Genomic DNA, 20,921 nt, shown 5'->3' with positions numbered 1-20,921 from the left:
CTCAGGGCTAATGCTGCCCTGGCTCCTGCATACCGGCGGCCGGCTGCGGGGAGGCCGGCTGCGGGGCGACCGGCTGCCCGGAGACGATTCCCGGGATCAGCCGGCGGACCTCTTCGGTCTGTCCCGAAAGCACCACAATGTCCACCCTGCGGTTCTGCGCCAGCTCAGCCGCCGAGGTGCCCGGAGTGAGCGGCCGGGACTCGCCGAAGCCAACGGCTTTGACCCGGCTGAACTCCACGCCTGATTCCTCCACCAGGTAGCGCAGCACCTTGACTGCACGGGAGGAGGAAAGCTCCCAGTCCAGTGCGTTGTCGGTAATCTGGCGCACCTGTGCTGTGTGTCCCTCCACGGATGCGTGATAGGAAGTGGGGGCAACAATGGGACCGATGGTTTCGAGCACCTTCACAGCCTGGCCAGTGAGATCGGCGGCGTCCGGGGCGAAGAACATCTCTGAACTCACCAACCGGATGGTCAGGCCGCGGTCGTCGATTTCAAACCGCACCGTGTCAGCCATGCCCTTCTCTTGGAGGCCGGCTCTGATCCGTTCCTGAAGCACGGTCAGGTCCTGGACCTCGGCCGCGGCAAGTGCTGCCGGATCGGTGGCGTCTGGAATTTCCTCTTCTGCTTCCCCCGCCCCGGGCAAGCCGGCTTCCGGTTCAAGGATTTCCTTATCGTCCAACTGTTCCGGTGAGGCGATAATGCCAACGGCGGTGTCCACGGTGTTGGATTCCACCGTTCCGAATCCGGTGGCCAGGGAGTCGCGGAGCTGCTCGAATTTTTGCTGGTCCACCGTGGACATGGCGAACAGGACGATAAACATGCACATGAGGACCGTCACCATGTCCATATAGGATGCCATCCACCGTTCGTCAGGGTGGCTTTCCTCATCCTCCTGGGGCCGGCGGCGCCGCGGGGCGCTCATGCCGCCTCTTTGGTGTCTTTAATCTTGGGTTCTTTGGGTTCTTTGGCGTCGGTCAGGGCATGGGCCGGGACCATGGCCCGCAGCCGCTCGCCGAGCAGCCTCGGCTGGCTTCCCGCCTGCAGCGCCAGGACCCCCTCCATCAGCAGGACCATTTCATCGGCTTCCAGGTCCGCCAGCCGCTTCAAACGGGTGCTAATCGGAAGCCACAGAAAGTTCGCGGAAAGCAGGCCCCAGAGGGTGGCGACAAAAGCTGTGGCAATCATGGGACCCAGGGTTGCCGGTGTGTCCAGGTTTTCCAGTACATGGGTCAGCGAGACCACGGTGCCGATGATGCCGATTGTCGGGGCGTAGCCGCCGAGTGCGTTGTAGAACTTGACGGGCACCTTGTCCGTGGCTGTTTTCGTGGCGATCTCATCTTCGAGCAGGACCCGCAGTTCCTCGCCGTCGGTACCGTCAGCAATGTTCTGCAGGGCAGTCCGCAGAAAGGGGTTCTCCGCTTCGCCGGCATCTTTTTCCAGCGCCAGCAGGCCCTCGCTGCGGGCCTTTTCGGCGAGGGACACCACCGAGGCGATAGTCTCCCGCGGATCCGGCGTCCGGCCGGTGAAGGCACGGGGCAGTGCCTTGATGGACAGGATGAAGTCCTTGAGGGTTCCGCCGGCCAGCCCCACTGCCAGGGTCGCCCCGAACACCAAAATCATGGGGGCCGGAATAAGGATGGCCGTGAGGTGGGAACCCTCAAGGGTGATCATCGCGTAAAGCGACCCAAAGGCCAGAACAAGCCCGATGATTGTTGCGGGATCCATTACATTTTCCTAGGACGAAGTGGCACGGTAACGCCTCCCGGCCGGCTGTCGCCGGACGGTGTGGTGTCGGAGGCGGAGGGGACAAGCCCCAGAGGCTGTCCCAGGCGGAAGGCCCCTGCCGGGATATCCCGGGCCATGGAGATCACCCTGGCGCGGTATCCCGCGATTAGTTCGATGACTTCGGGCAGGCTTTCGGTCACGATGTACTTAGCCCCGTCGACCATCACCAGAGTGGTATCCGGGGTGGAATGGATCCGCTCTATGAGGTCGGGATTAATGGCGAACCGGGCATCGTTCAGCCGTGTAAGAACAATCATGAGCCCGTCCCGGTCGTAGAGCTGGCTTCAAGAGCCATCACTTCTACATTCGGCTTCGCGGCGCTCTTCGTAAGGAAGAGAAAAGCCTCACCGGTCCGATGATGCGGCTGGACCGATGAGGCTAGTCACTTTAGCGCTTGAGGTTTGTCAATTCCTGCAGGACCTCATCCGATGTGGTTATGATGCGCGCGTTAGCCTGGAAGCCACGCTGGGCAACAATCAGGTTGGTGAATTCCTGCGAAAGGTCCACGTTGGACATCTCCAGGGAGCCGGCCGCCACGTTACCGTTTCCGCCCGCACCGGGACCGCCGATTACGGCTGCGCCGGAGTTGGCCGTGGCCACGTAGGACGAGCCGCCAACCTTCTCCAGCCCGCCCGGGTTTGTGAATCCTGCCAGCACGATGCGTCCCAGCGCCTGCTTGGATCCGTTAGAGAAGGAACCGACGAGCGTGCCGTCCGCAGCCATGGACCAAGAATCAAGGGTTCCGGCGCTGCGGCCGTTCTGGGATGCCACGGCAACGGTGTCCACGTCCGCGTATCCGCTGATCGCAGCGAGGTCCACGGCCACAGCCCCAACGGTAAGAACCGGATTAGCCGGAGCGGTGAGCTTACCGGCAGTGAAGGCCAGGGATACAGTCGTTGCACCGTCAGCGGAGACGTCCCAGCCGGTGCCAGTGCGTTCGAAAGTTACCGGCACGGACGAGGAGTTGCCGTCGGCGTCAAAGACTTCCAGGTCCCTGACGAGCTTGGTGCCGGTAACGGCATCGTCTGGCAGGTTTCCGGCGAGTGCAGCGTTGGTGGTCGCCGCTGCCGGTGCAATGGCCCCGGAGGGGATGGTGATGTCGGTGAGCGCCCCGCCTGCTGCAACCACGCCGTTTTCGGCTCCCCAGCCCTGGACCAGGCTGCCGTCGGCGGTGACCAGGCGGCCGTTTGCATCAACGTTAAAGGCACCGGCACGGGTGTACTGGGTCTGTCCTCCCTGCCGGGTCACGAAGAAACCGTCTCCGTCGATCATCATGTCAGTACCGCGCCCGGTGGCCTGCGCCGAACCCTGCGCGAAGTTGGTGCTGATGCCTGCCACCTGCACCCCGAGCCCCACCTGAGCGGGGTTGCCGCCGCCTGCGTCCACTCCCGGGGCCGTGGCGCCCTGAGTGAGCTGGGACAGCGTGTCTTGGAACTGCACCGCAGTCGCCTTGTAGCCGGAGGTGTTGACGTTGGCGATGTTGTTGCCGGTGACGTCAAGCATGGTCTGGTGCGAACGAAGTCCGGATATGCCGGAGTACAGGGAACGGAGCATGGGAAAGGCCTTTCAGCTATTAAGAAGGGGAGGTATGGAAGAACCGGGCAATGCAGGGGGAGTTTCCCCGTCAGGATCCGGAGTTGGAGCCCGCGGTACTTCCGGAGAAGGAACCGCGGGTGGAACGGCAGGTGGAACTGCGGATGAGTCGACGACGCCGGAGATCCAGTCAAGCTGGATCTCCTTGCCACCCACCGTGACGGTCGGAACTGCGTTGACGAAGGAAACCGATGTGGCAACTCCGGTCACTTCCACACCATTAGGACCGGTGTAGCTAACGGTTCGGCCAATGAGGGCGGCCGCGGAAGTCCTCATTTGCAGGGAGAAGTTCTCCTCGTCCAGCCCGGCCATGGTGGTCAACTGCTCCATCATTGCCAGTTCGGTGGTCTGGGAGATCATCTGGTTGGTGTCCATGGGCGAGCTTGGGTCCTGGTTGCGCAGCTGCGTCACCAGAAGGTGCATAAACACCTCGCTGTCCATGGTCTGTTTCGGGTTACGGGCCGCTTCAGCGGTTTGGACTCCGCTGGGCGGTGGCACTGCCTCAATGGGCACGGGTGTTTCTCCTTAGGGTGTTCATGCCATGACATCCAGGGCGGTCGTCGCACCGGTGGGCCCGGAACGCTGGGGTGAAGTTTCAGAGAGGCCTGCCGCCGGAAGGTTCACCGGTTCCGCAGATGCGGTTGCTGCCCTGCCGCTGCGGTCATCGGCCTGCGCCGCGCCACCGCCGCTGCCATTATCCGGAGAGTTCTGGTCAGAAAGCGTCAGCGTCGCGGCTGGTCCATTGCTGGCACCGGCCAGATCCCGCCGAAGTTCCACGAGAATGTGCCGGAGTGCCTCCCGCGCCGTTTCCGTTGGAGCAAACATTTCCACGCGCACGCCTTCACTGCTGATCACTGCGCGTACTGTCACAGGCCCCAGGTTCTCGGGATTAACGCTGAGCGTCATCACGTGTTCACCGGGGCCGGCCGCAGCAAGCCGGACCAGCGGCTGGGAAACCTGGCTTAGCAGCTGCTGAGGAGCCGCCGCAGGCGTGTGGCCGGTGGCCGCAACGGCAACCGGGGCCGCCGGGGCCGCCATGGGTGCGAGCGCAACCGGCGGCTGCACCACTGATGCGTCCTTAGTCGAAACTTCGAGCCCGGCAAGGCCGGAGACGGCTGCAGCCGAAACCGGTGCCATGCGTGCGGCTCCACCCGAGGACTGAGGCGAGGTGCCCGGCAGGACAGGCGCAGCCGGCAGGACAGGCGGCACCGGCTCCGCGGCTTCGCGCGGCAGCGCAGGCGCAACAGGGAGAACGAACGTACCGGGTGCGCTGATCTTCACCGCAGGCTCTGTTGTACCGGTGCCTGAGGCCAGGGAGCCGACGGGCATGGTGCCCTCGGGCAACGGCACCGGAAGGGAAACGGCTGCAGTCCCGGGCTCTCCGCGCCCGGGGGTGGCCGGCGCCGCAAGCGCCGGCGTCACCCCAGCCCCTGCAGATTGTGCAGGCACAGCCGACGGAGGAACCGGCTGCAGCTGATGCTCCCCGGGTGTTTTGACCAACGGCGCAACTGGCGCTGCCGTTTCGGCGGCGACTGTCTGCAGGTTGAGGTTGGGCGGAGCGGGAACGGGTGCGGCTGAGTTCGGGCTCGAAAACCGAGCGCTCGCAGCAGGGCCGGTGCCGGCCACCGCAGGGACCGCTCCCGTTTGTCCCGAGGACAGGTCTAACGGAACCGAAGCCTTGGCAGTCGCGGGTCCCTCCGAACCAACCGGACCGGAGGCTCCAGCAACGGATCCAGCGCCAGAACCCGGAGCGGGAGACGCTCCCGGCAGTGCCGGGTCATGGTTTAGCATCTGCATCGGCGGCTGAGGCTCGCCGAAATACCAGCCAATCAGCGACCTGGCGGGGTTGTCCCATGACACGCCGCTACCCCCTGCTGGCACCTTGGGTTCTGCCTTCGAGGCCTCCGGCTGAGCGAACGCGGTCTCGGCGGACGCTGATGCTGTCTGCTCCCCTGCGGCGCGTACACCGGATAGCGCTCCGGAAGCGAGCTCCTGCGCAACCGCAGCAAAGGCTACGGCTGAGGTGGCTGCTTCTCCGGACTGCGCCAGGTTGCCCGATTCGGTACGGGGCGGCACGCCGGCAGCGACGGTGAATCCTGTGGCTAAGCTCATGAGAAGGCTCCTGTCAGTGACGCTTGGGCCGCGCGCGCAGCTGCCACGATGTCTGCCACTGCTGCGGGAGCAGCGGACGCCGAGGCCTCGGTGGGCAGGATTCGCCGGATGGTTGTCAGGGTGGCGTCGGTTTCCCAGGCATCCCGGATTTGGATAGTCTGCCCCGGCTGGGGAGCATCAACTGCTTTGCCGTTGCCCAGGTAAATTGCCACGTGGCCGCCGTCATGGCTGATCAGCAGGTCACCGGGCTGGGCCTGGGCCATGGAATCCACCTTGGTACCGGAGTTCATCTGGTCCCAGGTGACTCGGGGCAGCGAATAACCCAGGTCTTTATACACGTTTTGGACAAAGGATGAACAGTCCAGTCCCACAGCCGGATCATTTCCGCCCCAGACGTACGGCAATCCCAGATACTTCTGCACTGCATCCACAACCTTGCCCGTCGCGGCCGCACCATTCCCGGATGCAGCACCGGCGGCTGACGCAGCTGTGGCGCCCGATGAGCCGGTGCCGGTCATGGCAGCCAGCGTTGCGGCGAAATCTCCGCCGTTCCCGCCGGAAGCGGACGCAGACGTCAGATTTACCGGCGCTGCCGGTGCTGAAACTGTTGCCGGGGGCGCGGCACTGAGCTGCTGCAGCGTGCTGCGGATCTCCGCAACGCGTCCTATCGCATCGGTCATGCTCATGACGTTGCTTCCTTCTGCCGGCGCTGCCAGGCGGTACCCGCTAACTCGTCCAGAACCGTTTGTTCCGTCCGCTGATCTTCGGCAGCAACATAACCGGCATGCCGTGCCTCCAGTTTTTCCAGTCCCACGGACTCGGCACGCGCAGCGGAAAACACTGTCTGTGCCGCTGCGGCATCGGATTCCAGCCGGGATCCCAGCGCGGCGAGATCCGCCAGCATGGCCCGCGATGAAGCCCGGGCGGCGGCGACGGCATGCAGCGTGGCGCTGTCAGTGGCCATCAACGGACTCTCCGTCAGGGACAAGTAGGCTTCGGCCTGTTCTTCGGCGGTCTCCCGGACACGCGCATTGGCAGTGGCCAGCTTTACCGCCGCAGCCTCTTCCTGGAGCCTTCGCAGCCTCAGTAGCCCGGCCAGGGGAAAGACACGGCTCATCGCGGGGCCTCCAGCATCCGGACCAGCTGATGAAGCTGGAGCCAAGCGGCGTCCGCAGGGGTCTGCTCATCCATACCCTGCTGCAGGAAGCTGTTGATGGCGTCCTGGTAGTCCACAGCGGCATCTACCAGCGGATTCGAGCCGCGCTGATAGGCGCCCACATCCAGCAGATCCTGTGCTGCCCGGCGGGCGGCAAGGACCTTTCGAAGTGTTGCGGCCGCCTGCCTGTCCTCCCGGGCCGCAACGCGCGATGCAACACGGGAAATTGAACCCAGCGCGTCAACGGAGGGAAAGTGGCCGGACACGGCCAGTTTCCGGTCCAGCACCACGTGGCCGTCGAGGATGGAACGCGCGGCGTCGGCTATCGGCTCGTTGTGGTCATCACCGTCGACCAGGACCGTGTAAATTCCCGTTACCGATCCGCGTTCGCCGGTGCCTGCCCGCTCCAGAAGCTGCGCCAGCAGGGAAAAGGTGGATGGCGGGTAGCCGCGCGTGGCGGGGGGCTCGCCCGCGGACAGGCCAATTTCGCGCTGGGCCATCGCCACACGGGTCAGCGAATCCATCATCAGCACGACGTCGGCACCACTGTCCCGAAAGGACTCAGCAATGCGGGTGGCCAGGAATGCAGCCCGCAGCCGCACCACGGCTGGCTCGTCCGAGGTGGAAACAACAACGACGGACCGGGCCAGGCCCTGGGCGCCCAGATCGTCTTCGAGGAACTCGCGGACTTCACGGCCGCGCTCCCCCACCAGGGCAATAACCGAAACTTCCGCGTCAGTGCCCCGGGCAATCATGGACAGGAGCGAGGACTTGCCGACTCCGGAGCCGGCAAAAAGTCCCATGCGCTGCCCCTTGCCGACGGTCGTCAAGGTGTCCATGACACGCACACCCAGCTGCAGGGGGGTGGTGATCCTTGCCCGCTGCATGGCATGCGGGCTTTCGTTGTCGAGCGGTACCCTCGGCCCGCTGATGAGCGGACCCTTGCCGTCAATGGGATTTCCGAGTCCGTCAATGACGCGGCCCAGCAAGCCGCTTCCGGTGGGAACCAGCAGCGGCCGGCCCAAGGACCGGGCCGGAGTCCCCGCGGACAGCCCCACGACTCGTCCGAACGGCATGCAGCGGATTCCGTCCCGGCTTGCCGCAACAACCTCGGCGTGAATAGCCGCGGACCCCTCGCCGACGGTCACAATGTCACCGACCCCGGCGTCGAGCCCGGTGATGTCCAGCCCAAGTCCCAGCACAGAGGCGACCGAACCCACGCGCGTGGGGGCGGCGGCTTTTAACGCCTCGGCGAAATGCGGCGAGCGGTGGCCGGCAGTGTTCCTCATGCCGTGCCGCCCGAGAGTGCGGACCGCGCCCGTGCGACAGCTGAGGCCAGTGTGGCGTCCAAGTATCCGTGGGCGAAATCAGTGACGGCGTCCCCGGGGTTCAGCGTGTGGTCTGCCTTCAGGCGGACGTCCGCGGCGGAGATCGTTTCCAGGTCCAGTGCAGCCAGATCGCTCGGATGCAGCCGCACGGCGCGGACCTCGTTGCGGGGCACCCCGGTCAAAGCCCGGTTCAGTGCCGCCCGTGCGGACGTTTCGGAGTTTTTCAGTTCCTGGCCGAGCAGGGCTTCAGCCAGCTCGACGGAGGCTGCCTCAAGATCCGCCTGAATTGTTTCGACCGCTGGTATGACCGACTGTTCCAAGCTGCGCACCGCGCGGTTAAGCGCGTCCACGGCACGGTTAATTTCGTTCCGCCCGGCGGCAAGCGCCGCTTCGTGGTCGGCGACAAGCTGCGCGCGGAGAATCCCCGTTTGAGCGGCGGCGGAGCGGAGTCCGGCGGCAAATCCTGAGGCGTGCCCGCGGGCCTGTTCCTGCACGCTGCCGCGGGGAAGGTTGACGTCCTCCAGCGCCGGGTACGTCATGCGGGAATAGGCCGGAGCCGGCTCAACTAACATATTCTTCCTCATCCGCATGGCGCACAGTAATGGTGCCCTGGGCCTCAAGGTCACGGATAACGCGCACAATGGTGGCGCGCGCCTCCTCCACCTGCGACAGCCGCGCCGGGCCCGAGGAATTGATCTCGTCGTCGAGCATCTCCCGGTTGCGTTCGGAAACGTTGTTGCGGATGCTGTCGGTGACGCTGTCCGGGGCACCCTTCATGGCCAGTGCCAGAGTCGTGACGTCGATGCCGCGCAGCACGAGCTGGACGTCGCGGCGTTCCAGCTTAACCAGGTCAGCGAAGGTCAGCATCCGTGAACGCACTTCTTCCGCCAGCTCCGGGTCACGGGCCTCCAGGGCGTCCAGAAGGGCCCGCTCGGTGGCTGCGTCCGCACGGTTGATGATGTCCACCAGCGGCTGAATGCCGCCAACCGCATTGGCGGTGTCGCGTGCTGCGCCGACAGCGGCGGCACGCTCACGGAGCGTGTCGGCAACAATGCGCACGGCTTCAGGCGTTGCCCGGGACATTGTGGCAATAGCCTGGGCCACATCGGTTCGCAGAGTGCTGCTCAGGCCTGCGAGAATGGCGGACGCATGCTGTGGGCGCAGGTGCGCCAGCACGAGGGCCACGGTCTGGGCCAATTCCCCCTCGAGCAGGGAGACAATCTGCGCGGGTTCCGCCCGTTCCAGGAAATCGAAGGAAGCCCCTGCCAGGGACGAGGCGAGCCGGTCCATGACGCCGGAGGCACGTTCGCTGCCGAAAGAAGCTTCCAGTATTCCCATGGCGACATCACGTCCGCCGTGCGCCAGGTGCTTTCCCTCGGCTGTGAGCTCGTGGAAGTCCAGCAGGATCCGTTCGGCGACGTCCGGAGACACCCTCTTCATCCGCACAATTTCCGCGGCGATCTCCTGGGCCTCGGCTTCGGTGAATTGTTTCAGCACACCCGCCGCCCGGCCGGTGTCCATCTGCATGAGCACGATGGCGGCCCTACGGGCCCCGCTCATGGCCGCCACGGCTGCAGCGGCGGGGTCGATGGCCGCATCAGGGGCCTGCACCTGGGCGACCGCGGTTACCGGAGCGGCAGTTGTCGTGTCACTCATGCGGGCTGTCCTTCATCCATGAACGTACGCAGGTACTCGGCGGTGCGGGCGGGGTCCTGACCCGCGAGGGCATCGACCTCCACTCGTTTGCGTTCGGTGGAATCACTTCCGATGGGCACTATGGGCAAGCCGGCGGTATCCGTGGACATGCTGATTGCCGTTGTGGCCGGTTCGCTCTGACCAATCATGGCCAGCTTGGTGGCCGGTGCCAGCGGATCGAGCTCCGGCAGTTCGCCAATGTCGATGGACTCGCGGTTCTGCCGGCGGGAACGCACAGCGTAGAAAACCATGAGCAGCAGCACAGCCAGGACAATTCCGGCGGCCTGGATGATGTTGTTGACCAGCTGCGCCCGGCGCCCTTCCTCCGCGGCATCCGCGGCGGCTGCCAGCGCGTCCTGGGCAGCCGCTGCGCCGCCGGTGTTGAAGGCCACCATCTCCACTGTCAGCTGGTCTCCGCGCTCGGCATTGATACCCGCGGCCGTAGCCACCAGGGCTTCGACGTTGTTCAGGTTCAGGCCTGCGGCCGCCTCGGTATTCAGTGCCACTGACACGGTCTGGCGGTTCAGCGCTCCTGCGGGAATTTCGCGCGTTTCCGTGACCTTGTTGACCGCGTTGTTGCGGGTGCTCGTCTCGGAATTGAAGGTTCCGTCGCCGGCACCGTCACCGGGTACGGCAATGTTGTCGGGGCCCAGTACGCCGGCTGCGCCGCCTGCGCCTCCACCGGTGTAAGCCTCGGTGGTGGTGGCTTCATTCAGGGCAGGCGCGTTTTCGGGGCTGACAAAGGACTCCTCCACGCGGTTGGCGGACTCGTAACTCATGTCCGCGGCAACCGCCACGGTGGCGTTTCCCGGGCCCACCATGCGGTCCAGCATCGTTTGCACCGATGCCGACACGCGCTCCTCATAGTCCGAGGATTGCTTGTCCGCTGACCCGGTGGCGCCCATGCCGACGGCGGAGAGGACGGTTCCGGCCGAATCAATCACTGCCACGTTGGTGGCGTCCATGCCGTCAATGGAGGCAGAGGTCAAATGGACGATGGCCTGGATCTGATCGGCTCCGAGGGTGACGCCGTTTTCGGTCTCCACGAACACCGAAGCGGTCGGATCCGCCTTTTCGGATACAAAGACGGTGTCTTCCGGAATCGCAAGCTGGACGGTTGCCGCTTTCACGCCGTCGAGCGCTCCCACTGTCTTCGCCAGCTCGCCCTCCAGTGCCCGCTTGTAGGTGACGGACTGCTGGAACTCGGAGGAGGTGACACCCATGTCATCCAGGAGCGAGTAGCCACCCGTCGACGACGCCGGGAGGCCTGCGCCGGCGGCTTTCAGCCGCTGGTCATACACGTTCTCTTCAGGCACCATCACTGTGCCGCCGCCGTTGGCGATCTCGTACGGAACGCCGTCGGTCTTGAGCTGTTCCACAATGGTGTTCGCATCGGCTGCCGACAGGCCGGAAAACAGCGGAGTGTAGGCCGGTTTCGTGAGCCAGCTGGTCAGCAGGGCGATCCCCAGAGCCAGTACGGCAACACCAATGATGGTGATGGTTTTCTGCGCCAGGGAAAAGCTGCGCACCGTATCGCCGATCCGTCCGAAGGCGGCGTTCATGGGACGCGCCATCAGGCCTGCATCCGCATGATCTCGTTGAATGCGTCAACTGCCTTGTTCCGTACTCCGGCCACCAGTTCCAGGGTTACCTGGGCACGCGTGGACGCAATGGAAGCACTGTGAATATCGTCGAGATCACCGGTCACGGCCTGTACCGCGAGGCTCTTCGATGTCGCCTGCAGCTGTGAAATGTTGTCGACGGCGCCGGTCAGTGACGCGGCGAAGGCCGATCCATCGGTGGATGCCGTCGCCGGAACCGCGTCAAGGTAGCTGGTGGGGGTTACGCCGGAGATGGCCGGAATGGGGGGAACGGGCATCAGGAGCGTCCAATCTGGAGGGCGGCTTCATAGGTGGCTTTGGCGCGGTCCACCACGGCGGCATTTGCTTCGTAGCCGCGCTGCGCCAGAATCAGGTTGCTCATCTGTTCGGACATGTCGATATCCGGGTAGCGGACATAACCGTCAGCGTCGGCAAGGGCGTGGTCGGGCTGGTAAACTATCCGGCCCTCGGCGTCTCCATACTCAACGCCCGAAACATAGACGCCGCTGACGCCCGGGCCCTCCTGGGCCACTACATAGCGGGCCTGGAAAGCGGCTCCGTCGGTGCTGGAAACATTGTTGGCGTTGGCCAGGTTGTCCGAAACGGCGTCGAGCCACTTGCGGTGAGTGGTCAGGCCGGTGGCGGCAATGCCGATGGCGTCGAAGGTCATGAGGAGGTCCTCAGCGCGGTGCGGAGGGAGTTCGCTTCTCCGCCGACGGCCTGCGTGGCGAATTGGTACCGCAGCACGGTGTCGATGTTGGAGAGCGTCTCGGTGTCAAGGTTGACGTTGCTGCCGTCCAGCCGCGTCGGCTCCATGGACCGTTCCGTGGTGGCTTTTGCGACGCCGGAACCCGCACGGACGGAGGTGGCCAGTGCATCTTCGAAACTCACCCGCTGGGCGTGATAGCCCGGGGTGTTCACATTTGCAATGTTGTTTGCAATGGTGCGCTGACGCAGAGCCAACCCGTCAAGGGCGCTTTGCAGCGCAATTGAGGACACGGAATCGAACACGGAAAACCCGCTTCTCGCTGAGGGACAGTGCGGCCGATCCGTGGCCTGGAAATGAGCATTCCTTGCTCGATAGTTGTTATCGGCCTGTCCGACAGGTATGTAAGTAGTTTTTCCGAGTAATTAGGATGCGACTGCAGGTAGTTTTAGTTTTGCTTCCGAGTGCTTCGGGGATGCCCGGATTAGCCCGCCACGTCCAAATAAACAGCCGCCGCCGAAGGACCGGGAACGCTGCGGATTAATTCGGACTGCCGCCGGTTTGTTCTGGCCTCGCCACGGAGCTGGATGTAGGCCCTTTCCTGGGCCTTGGCCAGAAGGCGGGCACGCGGCATCAGCTCGACGGGCAGCGGCCCCAGGTTCGACGCGGGCTGCCACGTCAATGCCAGTTCACGTGCCTGGACCGAGACCATTTCCGCCGGCTCCCGGAAGATCTCCAGGTTGTCTTCGAGTTCAGTGAGCACCCGCTCCCAGAGGGCCAGGTTCTCGGCGGCTTCGTCGGAGTGGTCCGGGCCGATCGCTTCAGCCGACACCGAGGGTGCCTCCGGAATTCAACGGCGCTGATGTTTGTGCGGGCACCTGTGCCGCGGCCTCGTGCCAGGCCAGCCGGAGCGGCTCCAGGAGGTCGATGCACTCGCGGGTCCGCTCGGGGCTGCGGTGGATATTGGCATCCATCATGGTGGTGAGGCTGTAGGCGTAGAGGGCCTTGAGGTTTTCGGCCCCGTCCCAGACGTCCGTCTTCAGCGTGCCCGTCAGCTCCGAGACGATGGCCTGCGCATGCACCAGGTTCTCCGATGCCACCGCCCAGTTGCCGGACAGCTGGGCAGCTTCGGCTCGGCTCAGGTCCAGCAGGAGACGGTCGTAGAGCATGGTCAGCAACCGTGCGGGTGTTGCGGACATGACGGCATTGCGGGCGTATTCGGCGCGCTTGGCGGCCATTCCGTAGGTCAGGTTCATTTCTTGCTTCCTGAAGTGAAGTTCAGCGAATCGATCTGGGATGTCAGCCATTCCTGCTGTGACTGCAGCTGGCCCAGCTTTACTTCCAAGTTGGACCACACGCTCTGCAGAGTGGACTGGCGGGATGCGAGCCGGCGGTCCCAGTCCTCGATCTGTGTGGTGAGGGACCGGACTTCGGATTCCTGCCCCTTGATCCGCTGGGTGATCGTGCCGTCATATTTGTCCGATGCCGTTTTACCGGCTGCTTCCACCCGGCCGGCAATGGTTTGCAGCGTCGCCTGGGTTTTGCCCGGATCGGCGGCCAGGGCTGCGGCGAACTTCTCGGCGTCGAACTCCACCGTGCCGTCCTTGGTGATCACAATGCCGATCTCCGACGGCGACCGGCCGCCCACCGGAGACGTCGCGGCGGTCATCAGGCTCTGCTTGATGTCGCGGACGCCCGAGTCACCCGTGAAGAGGCCGCCGGTGGCCTTTGTGGTACCCGACGACGTGGAGGTGGTGACGGCAGCATTGCGGTTGATGTAGGAAAAGATATCCACGAGGCCGGCGACCAGTTTGGATGCGACGTCCGTGACTGCCTTGTCATCCCGGACCACGGTCAACGTGACGGGAGTGTCCGAGGCGGAGGTCACCGTCACGTCCACGCCGGGCATGAGGCCGGTGAAAGTGTTAGTCGCGGAGGAAATGGTGGTTTCAGCACCGGGCACGCCGGCCCAGAGGGTGACTTCGGCATTGCGGGCGGCCTTCAGCACCATTCCCCCGCCGGCAGTGCTGAACGGATCGGTGCCGTTTGCCGTGACGCTGAACCCGGCATCGGCACCGGTGGCGGTGGAGGTGAGCTGGATGCGGTACTGGGCGGTCCCGGCGGCGTCGACCCCGGCCGCGATTTTGACGGCACTGACGCCCTTATTGGCCTTGTTGACCTCGGAGACCACTTCGTCGAGGGACTTGCCGTCAACGTTGAGGGTGGTGGATGTTTCGGCGGCGCTGATGGTGATTTCGGTGGCATCAGTGGGCCAGGATGTGAGGGCTGCGGAGAGGCTGACCTGCGCCGATGCGGTCTGTTTGACCACCATATCGAGGGATCCCGCGGCTGCGCCGGCTGTGACGGCGGCGGTGACTTTGTCCGAGCTGCTGGCGGCGGAGTACAGGTCAGTTCCGGCCGGCTTTGCGGTGCTGCCGGCGGCCTCGGCCATGGCGGCCATTTTGGTGTTCAGCTGCTGCAGGGCGCTGACGAAGGTCTGACTGGCGGCCACCTTGGTCTTCAGGATATTCTGCGGGCGCGCTTCGATCTGCATGAGACTGGCGATCATCTCACTGGTCTTCAGGCCGCTGATCAGGCCGTCGATTCCTGCCATGTGTGCTGATCTCCTTGGACTGATACGGATGAGGCAGGAGAAAAGCCGGCGGCGGAGAGTGTGAGGTCCAAGTCAGTTTCTCCGCCGCCGGCGGTCATTCACCTGCCAGTAACGCTGGTGGTGCTAGTTGCTGCGACTGCTACTACTGCAGGAGCTGCATCACGCCGGAATTCATCTGGTTGGCCTGGGACAGCATTGCGGTGCCGGCCTGGGACAGGATCTGCGAGCGGGTGAAGTTGGCCATTTCCGAAGCCATGTCCGTGTCGCGGATACGGGATCCGGCGGAGGACAGGTTCTCGATGGACACGTTCAGGCTCTTGATGGTGGATTCCAGACGGTTCTGCGATGCACCGAGCTCGGAGCGTGCGCTGGAGATGGTCTTGATGTCCTTGTCCAGCGCCTCAATCGTCTTCAGCGCGGATTCTGCGCTGATGAAGCCGCCCGTAGCAGGGGTCGTGACTGTACCGTCATCGGCGACTACAGCCGCTGTGCCGGCCAGGGTGTCAAGGGCATCACCAATTGCGGCAACATCAACCATCTTGACGGCGATCTGGTCGTTGTCCGCTACGCCTCCCGCACCGATCTGGAAGGTCAGAGTCTTGGGGACGGAGGGAGCGCCATCAGCCGCCGTTGACTTGAGCAGGTCGATGCCGTTGAAGTTCGTGGAGGTACCGATGCGCTCCAGCTCCTTGGCCAACGCCTTGACCTCAGTTGTGATCGCGGCACGGGAATCCGGGTTGTTCGAGTCGTTACCGGACTGGACAGCCAAGTCACGAACCCGGTTCAGGATGGAGTGGACCTCGGTCAGGGCACCTTCAGCGGTCTGGATAACACTGATGCCGTCCTGCGCGTTGCGCGCTGCCTGCGTCATGCCGGAAACCTGGTTTTTCAGGCCTTCAGAGATCGCCAGACCGGCTGCATCGTCAGCTGCACGGTTGATGCGCAGGCCGCTGGAAAGCTTCTCCAGGGACTTGGACTGTGCATTCTGGTTCAGCGTCAGGTTGCGGTACGCATTGTTTGAAGCGGTGTTGGTGTTGATTGTGAAACCCATGATGTATTCCTCCGTGAGTGGGCTGTACTGACCGGCCCATCCATGGGCCGGCAACCATAGCTATCGGCGGAGGATCATCAGGTGTTAGGAGTTCTGCAAAAGTTGTTATTCTCTGCCCGGCAATCCGCTTAGGCAGGCATGCGGCCGGAATCGGCCAGCGGAGCGCGCGGCGGGAAATGCTCGCGCGTGATGCCACCTATGGTCCGGTCTGCCATGGTGGACAAATAGGCGGCCCGGCGTGCTGGCGCAATGCGTGACTGCATGGGAGGAGCGACGTCGTCGTCAGTGTAATGGGCACCCAAGCCGTCACGGAGGAGGCGAACAGCCTCAGCGCGCTGCTGAGAAACCGCTGAATGTGTGGCACCCAGTTCAGCCGCCAAATCCTTGACGCTGCGGTCGTGAAAGTAGACTTGTTCCACGATGTACCGCATTTTGGGCGGCAGGGCGGATACGGCGGCCTGCAGATACTTCAGCCGCTCAGCTGCAAGGAGGGAGCCCTCGGGGGACGGGAGCGTTGTCGCCAGAAAGTCAGTGGTGGACTCGTCGAGGCTGGAAACGGTCCGTGATGCATCCGCCAGGGCGTCCTGCGCCACCGACGGCTCCACCCCAAGGGCCGAGGCAATCTCGCCCACAGCGGGCGTGCGCCCCAGGGCAGCGGTGAGGGTTTCCTTGACGGCCAGGGTTTCCTTGATCCGGCGGCGGGCGGTTCTGGTGGCCCAGTCCACCGAGCGCATTTCATCGGCAAAAGCGCCGATGATGCGGCGGCGCGCATAGGCACCGAAAGGAACACCCAATTCGGGATTGAAGGAATCAGCGGACATGATGAGCGCCACTGATCCTGCCGATGCAAGATCATCGCGTGACAGATGAGTTGCTTTTGCGCATGTTTCAGAGACCAAATAACCAACTAAGGGAAGATTTTCCACCACTAGCCGGTTGCGTTCGAGACGGTTCAATTTGTGCGGACCCCCAAGCCCTTGTGACAGACATATGTTTACCTGGCACATGGCTTAGGGCTGAGACCACTAAAAACCCCACGCGCGAGCGTATACCGTGAAGATACCACTAACATTGCGGGCCGGGATGCCGATAGTGACGGACAACCGACGAATCGTTATGTTTTATCGGAAATTTTGGACATACAAGATCAATTTAAGGAGGTGAGTGGAGATGGGTACGCAGAAATTGTCTGCACTTCTCTGGGAAGAACGCGAGCTGCTGGAGCTGCTCGTATTCAAGCTTGAAGAAGAACAGCTCCTGCTCACCTCCGGCAAAAGCCGCTGGCTGCAGCATGCCACCCGTGAAGTGGAGCAGGTGCTGGAGCGCCTGCGGGCAGCGGCACTCGGCCGGACGGTCGCCGTGGCAGCACTGGCACTGGACTGGGGGACGGGCGAGGACGCCACACTGCGCGAGCTTGTGGCCGCGGCTCCCCCCGGGCCATGGACCGAGATCTTTGCCGGACACCTGCAGGCCATGACGGAACTGACCATCAAGATCCGTGAGCTTCGGGACACAAACGAGCAGTTCCTGCGGGCGGCGGCACGGTCTGCCCAGGAAACCCTCGCCAGCCTGAACGCCGAAAACGGTACCTACACGGCATCAGGTTCCGCCGCCGTGTCCACAGCCGGTGCCCGCCTCGTTGACCAGCAACTTTAACCCCGAAGGACCCTACTCGCGATGAGCACATTCAGCGGCCTGAATACCGCATACACGGCACTGACTGCTGCCCGCAGAGGGCTGGACGTCATCGGGCAGAATGTTGCCAACGCCAACACCCCCGGATACACCCGGCAGCGGCTGGAAACATCAGCAACCGCGCCCCTGTCATCCACCGGGTTCAGCACCGGCCCCCGCGTGGGACAGGGCGTCACGGTGGACGGTATTGCCCGCCTCGGCAGTATGCAGCTGGATGCCCGAGTGCGCGCCACCACCGCAGTGTCCGGTTTTTCAGCGGTCCGGGCCAACGCACTTTCCGCCCTGGAGGTCAGCCTCAACGAGCCCGGCGACAATGGCATCTCGGCGTCCCTGGACGGTTTTTGGGCCGCCTGGCAGGGCGTATCGAACAAGCCGGGCGACCCTGCCGCTGCCGAGGTTCTCCTTAATGAAGCCGCGACGGTGGCCAGCCGCATTTCCTCCGGATACCTCTCCGTAATCCATCAGTTCAAGGACGTGCGCTCGGACCTCTCCGCCATGGCCGATGAGCTGAACACCGCCGGCGCCCAGCTTGCCAGCATCAACGGCGCGATCCGTTCTGCACTGTCCAACGGCGGCTCCGTCAACGAACTCCTGGACCAGCGGAACGCCCTGGCCTCCACAGTGGCGGCACTGGCCGGAGGAACCGTCCGCGAGGGCGCCGACGGCATGGTGGACGTCCTGGTGGGCGGCAACGCCTTTGTCACCGCCGAAACTTTCCGGCCCGTCGAAGTGGTAGGCAGTTCAGCCCTCGGCGGTGACCCGGTCCAGCTCGTGTGGAGCCACCGGCGCGGTGACTCAGTGGCGCTGTCCGGCGGCGAAATGGCCGGAGCCCTGAGCATTCTGGCTCCGGGCGCCGACCTGACCAAGGCTGCTGCATCATACAACGCGCTGGCCGAGAAACTCGCCTCAACGGTCAACGCAGTGCACAGCACAGGAACCGCACCCGGGGACGGAACACCGGGCAGCACAACAGGGCTGGATTTCTTCAGCTTCGACGCCGGGCAGCCGGCGCTTAGCCTGCACGTCATTCCCACCAGTGCATCCGGGATTGCCGCCGGAAACGGCACCGGCGGCTTCGATGGATCCGTCGCGGACAAGATCTCCCAACTGGGAACCTCCGAGGGCTCCCCCGACAAAGCGTGGTCAGCCTTCGTCTCAGGCACCGGCGCAGCAGCCCGCAGCGAAATGCAGCAGGCCAAGCTCGCCGGGGTTGCCGCATCATCCGCCGTCGGACTGCAGCTGGCCAATTCCTCAGTGGACCTGGACGAGGAAAACATGAACCTGCTGGCGTACCAGCACGCTTATCAGGGCGCCGCCCGCGTCATGAGCGCCATAGACGAAATGCTAGACACCCTGATTAACCGCACCGGAATTGTTGGAAGGTAACCCGTGATCACCCGCACCACCAACCAGACCCTGGCCCGCAACGCCCAGCAGAACCTGCAGGCCAACATGTCGCGCATGGCCAAGCTCCAGGAACAGGTTTCATCCTCCACCGCCATCACGCGGCCGTCGGACAACCCGGCCGGAACAGCTGACGCCCTAAAGGTTCGGGCGGAAATCCGGGCCAACGCCCAGTACAGCTCCAATATCAACGACGCCGACGGGTGGCTCACCACGGTGGACTCCGCGCTGGACAACACCTCGGACCTGATGCGCCGCATCAAGGACCTGACACTGCGGGGCGCCAGCGCCGGATTGTCTCCCGCGAACAAGGACGCCGTCGCCACTGAGCTTGAGGGCCTGAAGCAGGATCTGCTCAAGGAAGCCAACACTACGTTTGCCGGGCGGAGCGTCTTCGCCGGAAACTCCAACGCCAAGGGTGCTTTCACTGCGGTAAACGGGGAATATGTCCACAGCGGTTCGGGTGCGGGAGTGATGCGCAGGGTCGACGGCGGCGCGCCGGTCCGGGTCGACGCCGACGGATCAGCCGTTTTCGGCTCCGGCCCCGGTTCCGTCTTCGCCCTGGTCGACAGCCTCGCGGCCGACCTGCGCTCCGGAGCGGATGTGACGGGCCATCTGGCGTCGATAGATGCCCGTGCCAACGCGATCCTCTCGCGCCATACCGAAGTGGGAGTCCGGCACGCTGCCGTCCTGAAGGCACGGGACACCAACCTGGACCAGACCGTAAGCTTGGAAGCCCGCCGCTCCGGCATCGAGGACCTGGACACCGCCAAGGTCATCCTGGACCTGAAGCTGCAGGAGGTCGCTTATCAGACTGCCCTCTCGGTGACGGCCAGGGCCCTGCAGCCCAGCCTCATGGACTTCCTGCGATGAGCGTGCGTACAACATTCCTGGCACCGCCGCCGGGCTTTGCCCCCGAAGTAGACTTCGTCCTCTCGGCCGTGGACGGCGCGGAGGGGCTGTACTCGCTGAAAACAGAGCGCGGCTCGGACAACACCGAAGGCCTCCGGCTTTTTGTTCTGGACGCCGCCGTTTATCTGCCGGAGTACCAGCCGGAAATCAGCGATGAGCAACGGCTCCAGCTGGAGCTCGCCGACCCCGCCGAGGCTCGGGTCCTCGTCGTCGCCAACTCCACGGAGGCGGGCACCACGGTAAACCTGCTGGCACCCATCGTCCTGAACACCCGGACACTGCGCTGCGCGCAGGTCATCCTCGACGGGCAGGACTGGCCGGTCCGGGTTCCTCTGGAGGAAGCCGCGGCGGCCTAACCGATCCTCCAACGCACTAAAGAGGGGCGCACACCCGGTTGGGTGTGCGCCCCTCTATAGTGCGCCTGACGCTATTAGGCGAAGTCGGCCGTGGCCGGGTCTGCTCCGTAGCGGGTTCCGTTGTCGAGCGCGTTGATGGCTTCGATGTCCTCATCGGAGAGCTTGACGTTCAGCGCCTCCCAGTTTTCCTTGATCCGGGACTCCGTGACGGACTTGGGGATCACAATGCTGCCCAGTGCCAGGTGCCAGGCGATGACCACCTGGGCCGGAGTGGCGCCGTCGTACTTGGCGGCAATTTCGACCAGCTTCGGATCTTCGAGCAGGCCCTTGCCGGAGCCCAGCGGGGACCAGGACTCGTGCAGGATGTTGTGCTTGGCCTCGAAGGCGCGCAGCTCGGCCTGGTTGAGGTAGGGGTGCGTCTCAACCTGGTTCAGGACCGGGACAACGCCGGTGGCGTCGATGATTTCCTGCAGGGCCTCAACCGTGAAGTTGCAGACACCGATGGACTTTACACGGCCCTGCTTCTGCAGTTCGATCAGGGCCTTCCAGGTGTCCACGTACTTGTTCTGCTTGGGCTGGAGCCAGTGAATCAGGTAAAGGTCCAGGGTTTCCAGACCGAGGCGCTCCATGGAAGCGTCGAAAGCCTTGAGAGTTTCTTCGTAGCCCTGGTCCGCGTTCCAGACCTTCGTGGTGATGAACATGTCCTCGCGCGGAACCGAGGTGGCGGCGATGGCGCGGCCGACGCCGGCTTCATTGCCGTAGATCTTGGCGGTGTCGATGTGGCGGTAGCCGGCGTCGAAGGCCTGCCCCACAACCTTCTCGGCCACCGAATCCTCGACCTGCCACACTCCGTAGCCAAGCTGGGGAATGGTGTTGCCGTCATTGAAAGTCACAAGCGGTGAAGTAGTCATTC

Annotated in this window: 25 protein-coding genes; 4 read left to right on the top strand and 21 right to left on the bottom strand. The window is 64.1% G+C overall.

Features of this window, described 5'->3' with window-relative positions:
* Positions 1-7: 7 nt before the first annotated feature.
* The 20 genes from M1D40_RS01880 to M1D40_RS01785 all read right to left on the bottom strand — a co-directional run bounded on the left by M1D40_RS01880 (position 8) and on the right by M1D40_RS01785 (position 16,597).
* A complete protein-coding gene (locus M1D40_RS01880; protein WP_461170008.1) occupies positions 8-922 on the bottom strand; it encodes an OmpA/MotB family protein in 915 nt (304 codons plus the stop codon).
* Positions 919-1,725, bottom strand: a complete 807-nt coding sequence (locus tag M1D40_RS01875; RefSeq protein WP_461170007.1) for a motility protein A — start codon at positions 1,723-1,725, stop codon at positions 919-921. The genes M1D40_RS01880 and M1D40_RS01875 overlap by 4 nt, the downstream gene beginning before the upstream one ends.
* Positions 1,725-2,042: a flagellar FlbD family protein gene (locus M1D40_RS01870; RefSeq protein WP_461170006.1), complete on the bottom strand. Its 318-nt coding sequence runs from the start codon at positions 2,040-2,042 to the stop codon at positions 1,725-1,727. The genes M1D40_RS01875 and M1D40_RS01870 overlap by 1 nt, the downstream gene beginning before the upstream one ends.
* 130 nt (positions 2,043-2,172) lie before the next feature.
* A complete protein-coding gene (locus M1D40_RS01865; RefSeq protein ID WP_461170005.1) occupies positions 2,173-3,339 on the bottom strand; it encodes a flagellar hook protein FlgE in 1,167 nt (388 codons plus the stop codon).
* A gap of 12 nt (positions 3,340-3,351) precedes the next feature.
* On the bottom strand, positions 3,352-3,891 hold the full coding sequence (locus M1D40_RS01860) for a flagellar hook assembly protein FlgD (RefSeq protein WP_461170004.1): 540 nt from the start codon (positions 3,889-3,891) through the stop codon (positions 3,352-3,354).
* Between the two features lie 21 nt (positions 3,892-3,912).
* A complete protein-coding gene (locus M1D40_RS01855; protein ID WP_461170003.1) occupies positions 3,913-4,800 on the bottom strand; it encodes a flagellar hook-length control protein FliK in 888 nt (295 codons plus the stop codon).
* 686 nt (positions 4,801-5,486) lie between these two features.
* Positions 5,487-6,176: a C40 family peptidase gene (locus M1D40_RS01850; RefSeq protein WP_461170002.1), complete on the bottom strand. Its 690-nt coding sequence runs from the start codon at positions 6,174-6,176 to the stop codon at positions 5,487-5,489.
* Complete coding sequence (locus M1D40_RS01845; RefSeq protein WP_461170001.1) at positions 6,173-6,607, bottom strand: hypothetical protein; 435 nt, start codon at positions 6,605-6,607, stop codon at positions 6,173-6,175. The genes M1D40_RS01850 and M1D40_RS01845 overlap by 4 nt, the downstream gene beginning before the upstream one ends.
* Complete coding sequence (locus M1D40_RS01840) at positions 6,604-7,935, bottom strand: FliI/YscN family ATPase (RefSeq protein WP_461170000.1); 1,332 nt, start codon at positions 7,933-7,935, stop codon at positions 6,604-6,606. The genes M1D40_RS01845 and M1D40_RS01840 overlap by 4 nt, the downstream gene beginning before the upstream one ends.
* The gene (locus M1D40_RS01835; RefSeq protein ID WP_461169999.1) at positions 7,932-8,546 is read right to left on the bottom strand and encodes a FliH/SctL family protein; all 615 of its coding nucleotides are present in this window, start codon (positions 8,544-8,546) and stop codon (positions 7,932-7,934) included. Before M1D40_RS01835 ends, M1D40_RS01840 begins: the two co-directional genes overlap by 4 nt.
* Positions 8,536-9,534 carry a flagellar motor switch protein FliG gene (gene fliG / locus M1D40_RS01830; RefSeq protein ID WP_461170981.1) on the bottom strand — a complete coding sequence of 333 codons (999 nt, stop codon included), beginning with the start codon at positions 9,532-9,534 and terminating at the stop codon, positions 8,536-8,538. Before fliG ends, M1D40_RS01835 begins: the two co-directional genes overlap by 11 nt.
* Before the next feature lie 92 nt (positions 9,535-9,626).
* Positions 9,627-11,231 (bottom strand): flagellar basal-body MS-ring/collar protein FliF, encoded by a 1,605-nt coding sequence (gene fliF, locus M1D40_RS01825; RefSeq protein WP_461169998.1) that lies wholly within the window; start codon positions 11,229-11,231, stop codon positions 9,627-9,629.
* Between the two features lie 11 nt (positions 11,232-11,242).
* Complete coding sequence (fliE, locus tag M1D40_RS01820) at positions 11,243-11,548, bottom strand: flagellar hook-basal body complex protein FliE (protein WP_461169997.1); 306 nt, start codon at positions 11,546-11,548, stop codon at positions 11,243-11,245.
* A complete protein-coding gene (locus M1D40_RS01815; protein WP_461169996.1) occupies positions 11,548-11,940 on the bottom strand; it encodes a flagellar basal body rod protein FlgC in 393 nt (130 codons plus the stop codon). The genes fliE and M1D40_RS01815 overlap by 1 nt, the downstream gene beginning before the upstream one ends.
* A complete protein-coding gene (gene flgB, locus M1D40_RS01810; protein WP_461169995.1) occupies positions 11,937-12,281 on the bottom strand; it encodes a flagellar basal body rod protein FlgB in 345 nt (114 codons plus the stop codon). The genes M1D40_RS01815 and flgB overlap by 4 nt, the downstream gene beginning before the upstream one ends.
* A gap of 179 nt (positions 12,282-12,460) precedes the next feature.
* On the bottom strand, positions 12,461-12,808 hold the full coding sequence (locus M1D40_RS01805) for a hypothetical protein (RefSeq protein ID WP_461169994.1): 348 nt from the start codon (positions 12,806-12,808) through the stop codon (positions 12,461-12,463).
* Entirely contained in the window at positions 12,798-13,232 is a 435-nt protein-coding gene (gene fliS, locus M1D40_RS01800; protein WP_461169993.1) for a flagellar export chaperone FliS, read from the bottom strand. Before fliS ends, M1D40_RS01805 begins: the two co-directional genes overlap by 11 nt.
* Positions 13,229-14,590 carry a flagellar filament capping protein FliD gene (gene fliD / locus M1D40_RS01795; protein WP_461169992.1) on the bottom strand — a complete coding sequence of 454 codons (1,362 nt, stop codon included), beginning with the start codon at positions 14,588-14,590 and terminating at the stop codon, positions 13,229-13,231. The genes fliS and fliD overlap by 4 nt, the downstream gene beginning before the upstream one ends.
* Before the next feature lie 142 nt (positions 14,591-14,732).
* Positions 14,733-15,641 carry a flagellin N-terminal helical domain-containing protein gene (locus M1D40_RS01790; RefSeq protein ID WP_461169991.1) on the bottom strand — a complete coding sequence of 303 codons (909 nt, stop codon included), beginning with the start codon at positions 15,639-15,641 and terminating at the stop codon, positions 14,733-14,735.
* A gap of 128 nt (positions 15,642-15,769) precedes the next feature.
* Positions 15,770-16,597: a sigma-70 family RNA polymerase sigma factor gene (locus M1D40_RS01785; protein ID WP_461169990.1), complete on the bottom strand. Its 828-nt coding sequence runs from the start codon at positions 16,595-16,597 to the stop codon at positions 15,770-15,772.
* 214 nt (positions 16,598-16,811) lie between these two features.
* Here M1D40_RS01785 and M1D40_RS01780 point away from each other — a divergent pair, with 214 nt between their 5' ends.
* From M1D40_RS01780 to M1D40_RS01765, 4 genes are read left to right on the top strand one after another with little or no spacing between them, the layout of a single operon-like run.
* The gene (locus tag M1D40_RS01780; protein WP_461169989.1) at positions 16,812-17,297 is read left to right on the top strand and encodes a flagellar protein FlgN; all 486 of its coding nucleotides are present in this window, start codon (positions 16,812-16,814) and stop codon (positions 17,295-17,297) included.
* Positions 17,298-17,318: 21 nt separating this feature from the next.
* Positions 17,319-18,722, top strand: a complete 1,404-nt coding sequence (gene flgK / locus M1D40_RS01775; RefSeq protein WP_461169988.1) for a flagellar hook-associated protein FlgK — start codon at positions 17,319-17,321, stop codon at positions 18,720-18,722.
* 3 nt (positions 18,723-18,725) lie between these two features.
* On the top strand, positions 18,726-19,613 hold the full coding sequence (flgL, locus tag M1D40_RS01770; protein ID WP_461169987.1) for a flagellar hook-associated protein FlgL: 888 nt from the start codon (positions 18,726-18,728) through the stop codon (positions 19,611-19,613).
* Positions 19,610-20,008: a flagellar assembly protein FliW gene (locus M1D40_RS01765; RefSeq protein ID WP_461169986.1), complete on the top strand. Its 399-nt coding sequence runs from the start codon at positions 19,610-19,612 to the stop codon at positions 20,006-20,008. The genes flgL and M1D40_RS01765 overlap by 4 nt, the downstream gene beginning before the upstream one ends.
* Positions 20,009-20,082: 74 nt before the next feature.
* Here the strand turns inward: M1D40_RS01765 and M1D40_RS01760 are convergent, their stop codons facing one another.
* Positions 20,083-20,919, bottom strand: a complete 837-nt coding sequence (locus M1D40_RS01760; protein WP_461169985.1) for an aldo/keto reductase — start codon at positions 20,917-20,919, stop codon at positions 20,083-20,085.
* Positions 20,920-20,921 lie beyond the last annotated feature (2 nt).

This window comes from Arthrobacter sp. Z1-15 (genome assembly GCF_054792395.1).
The sequence above is the reverse complement of the archived record's forward strand: the minus strand, read 5'-3'. Positions and strand labels throughout refer to the sequence as shown.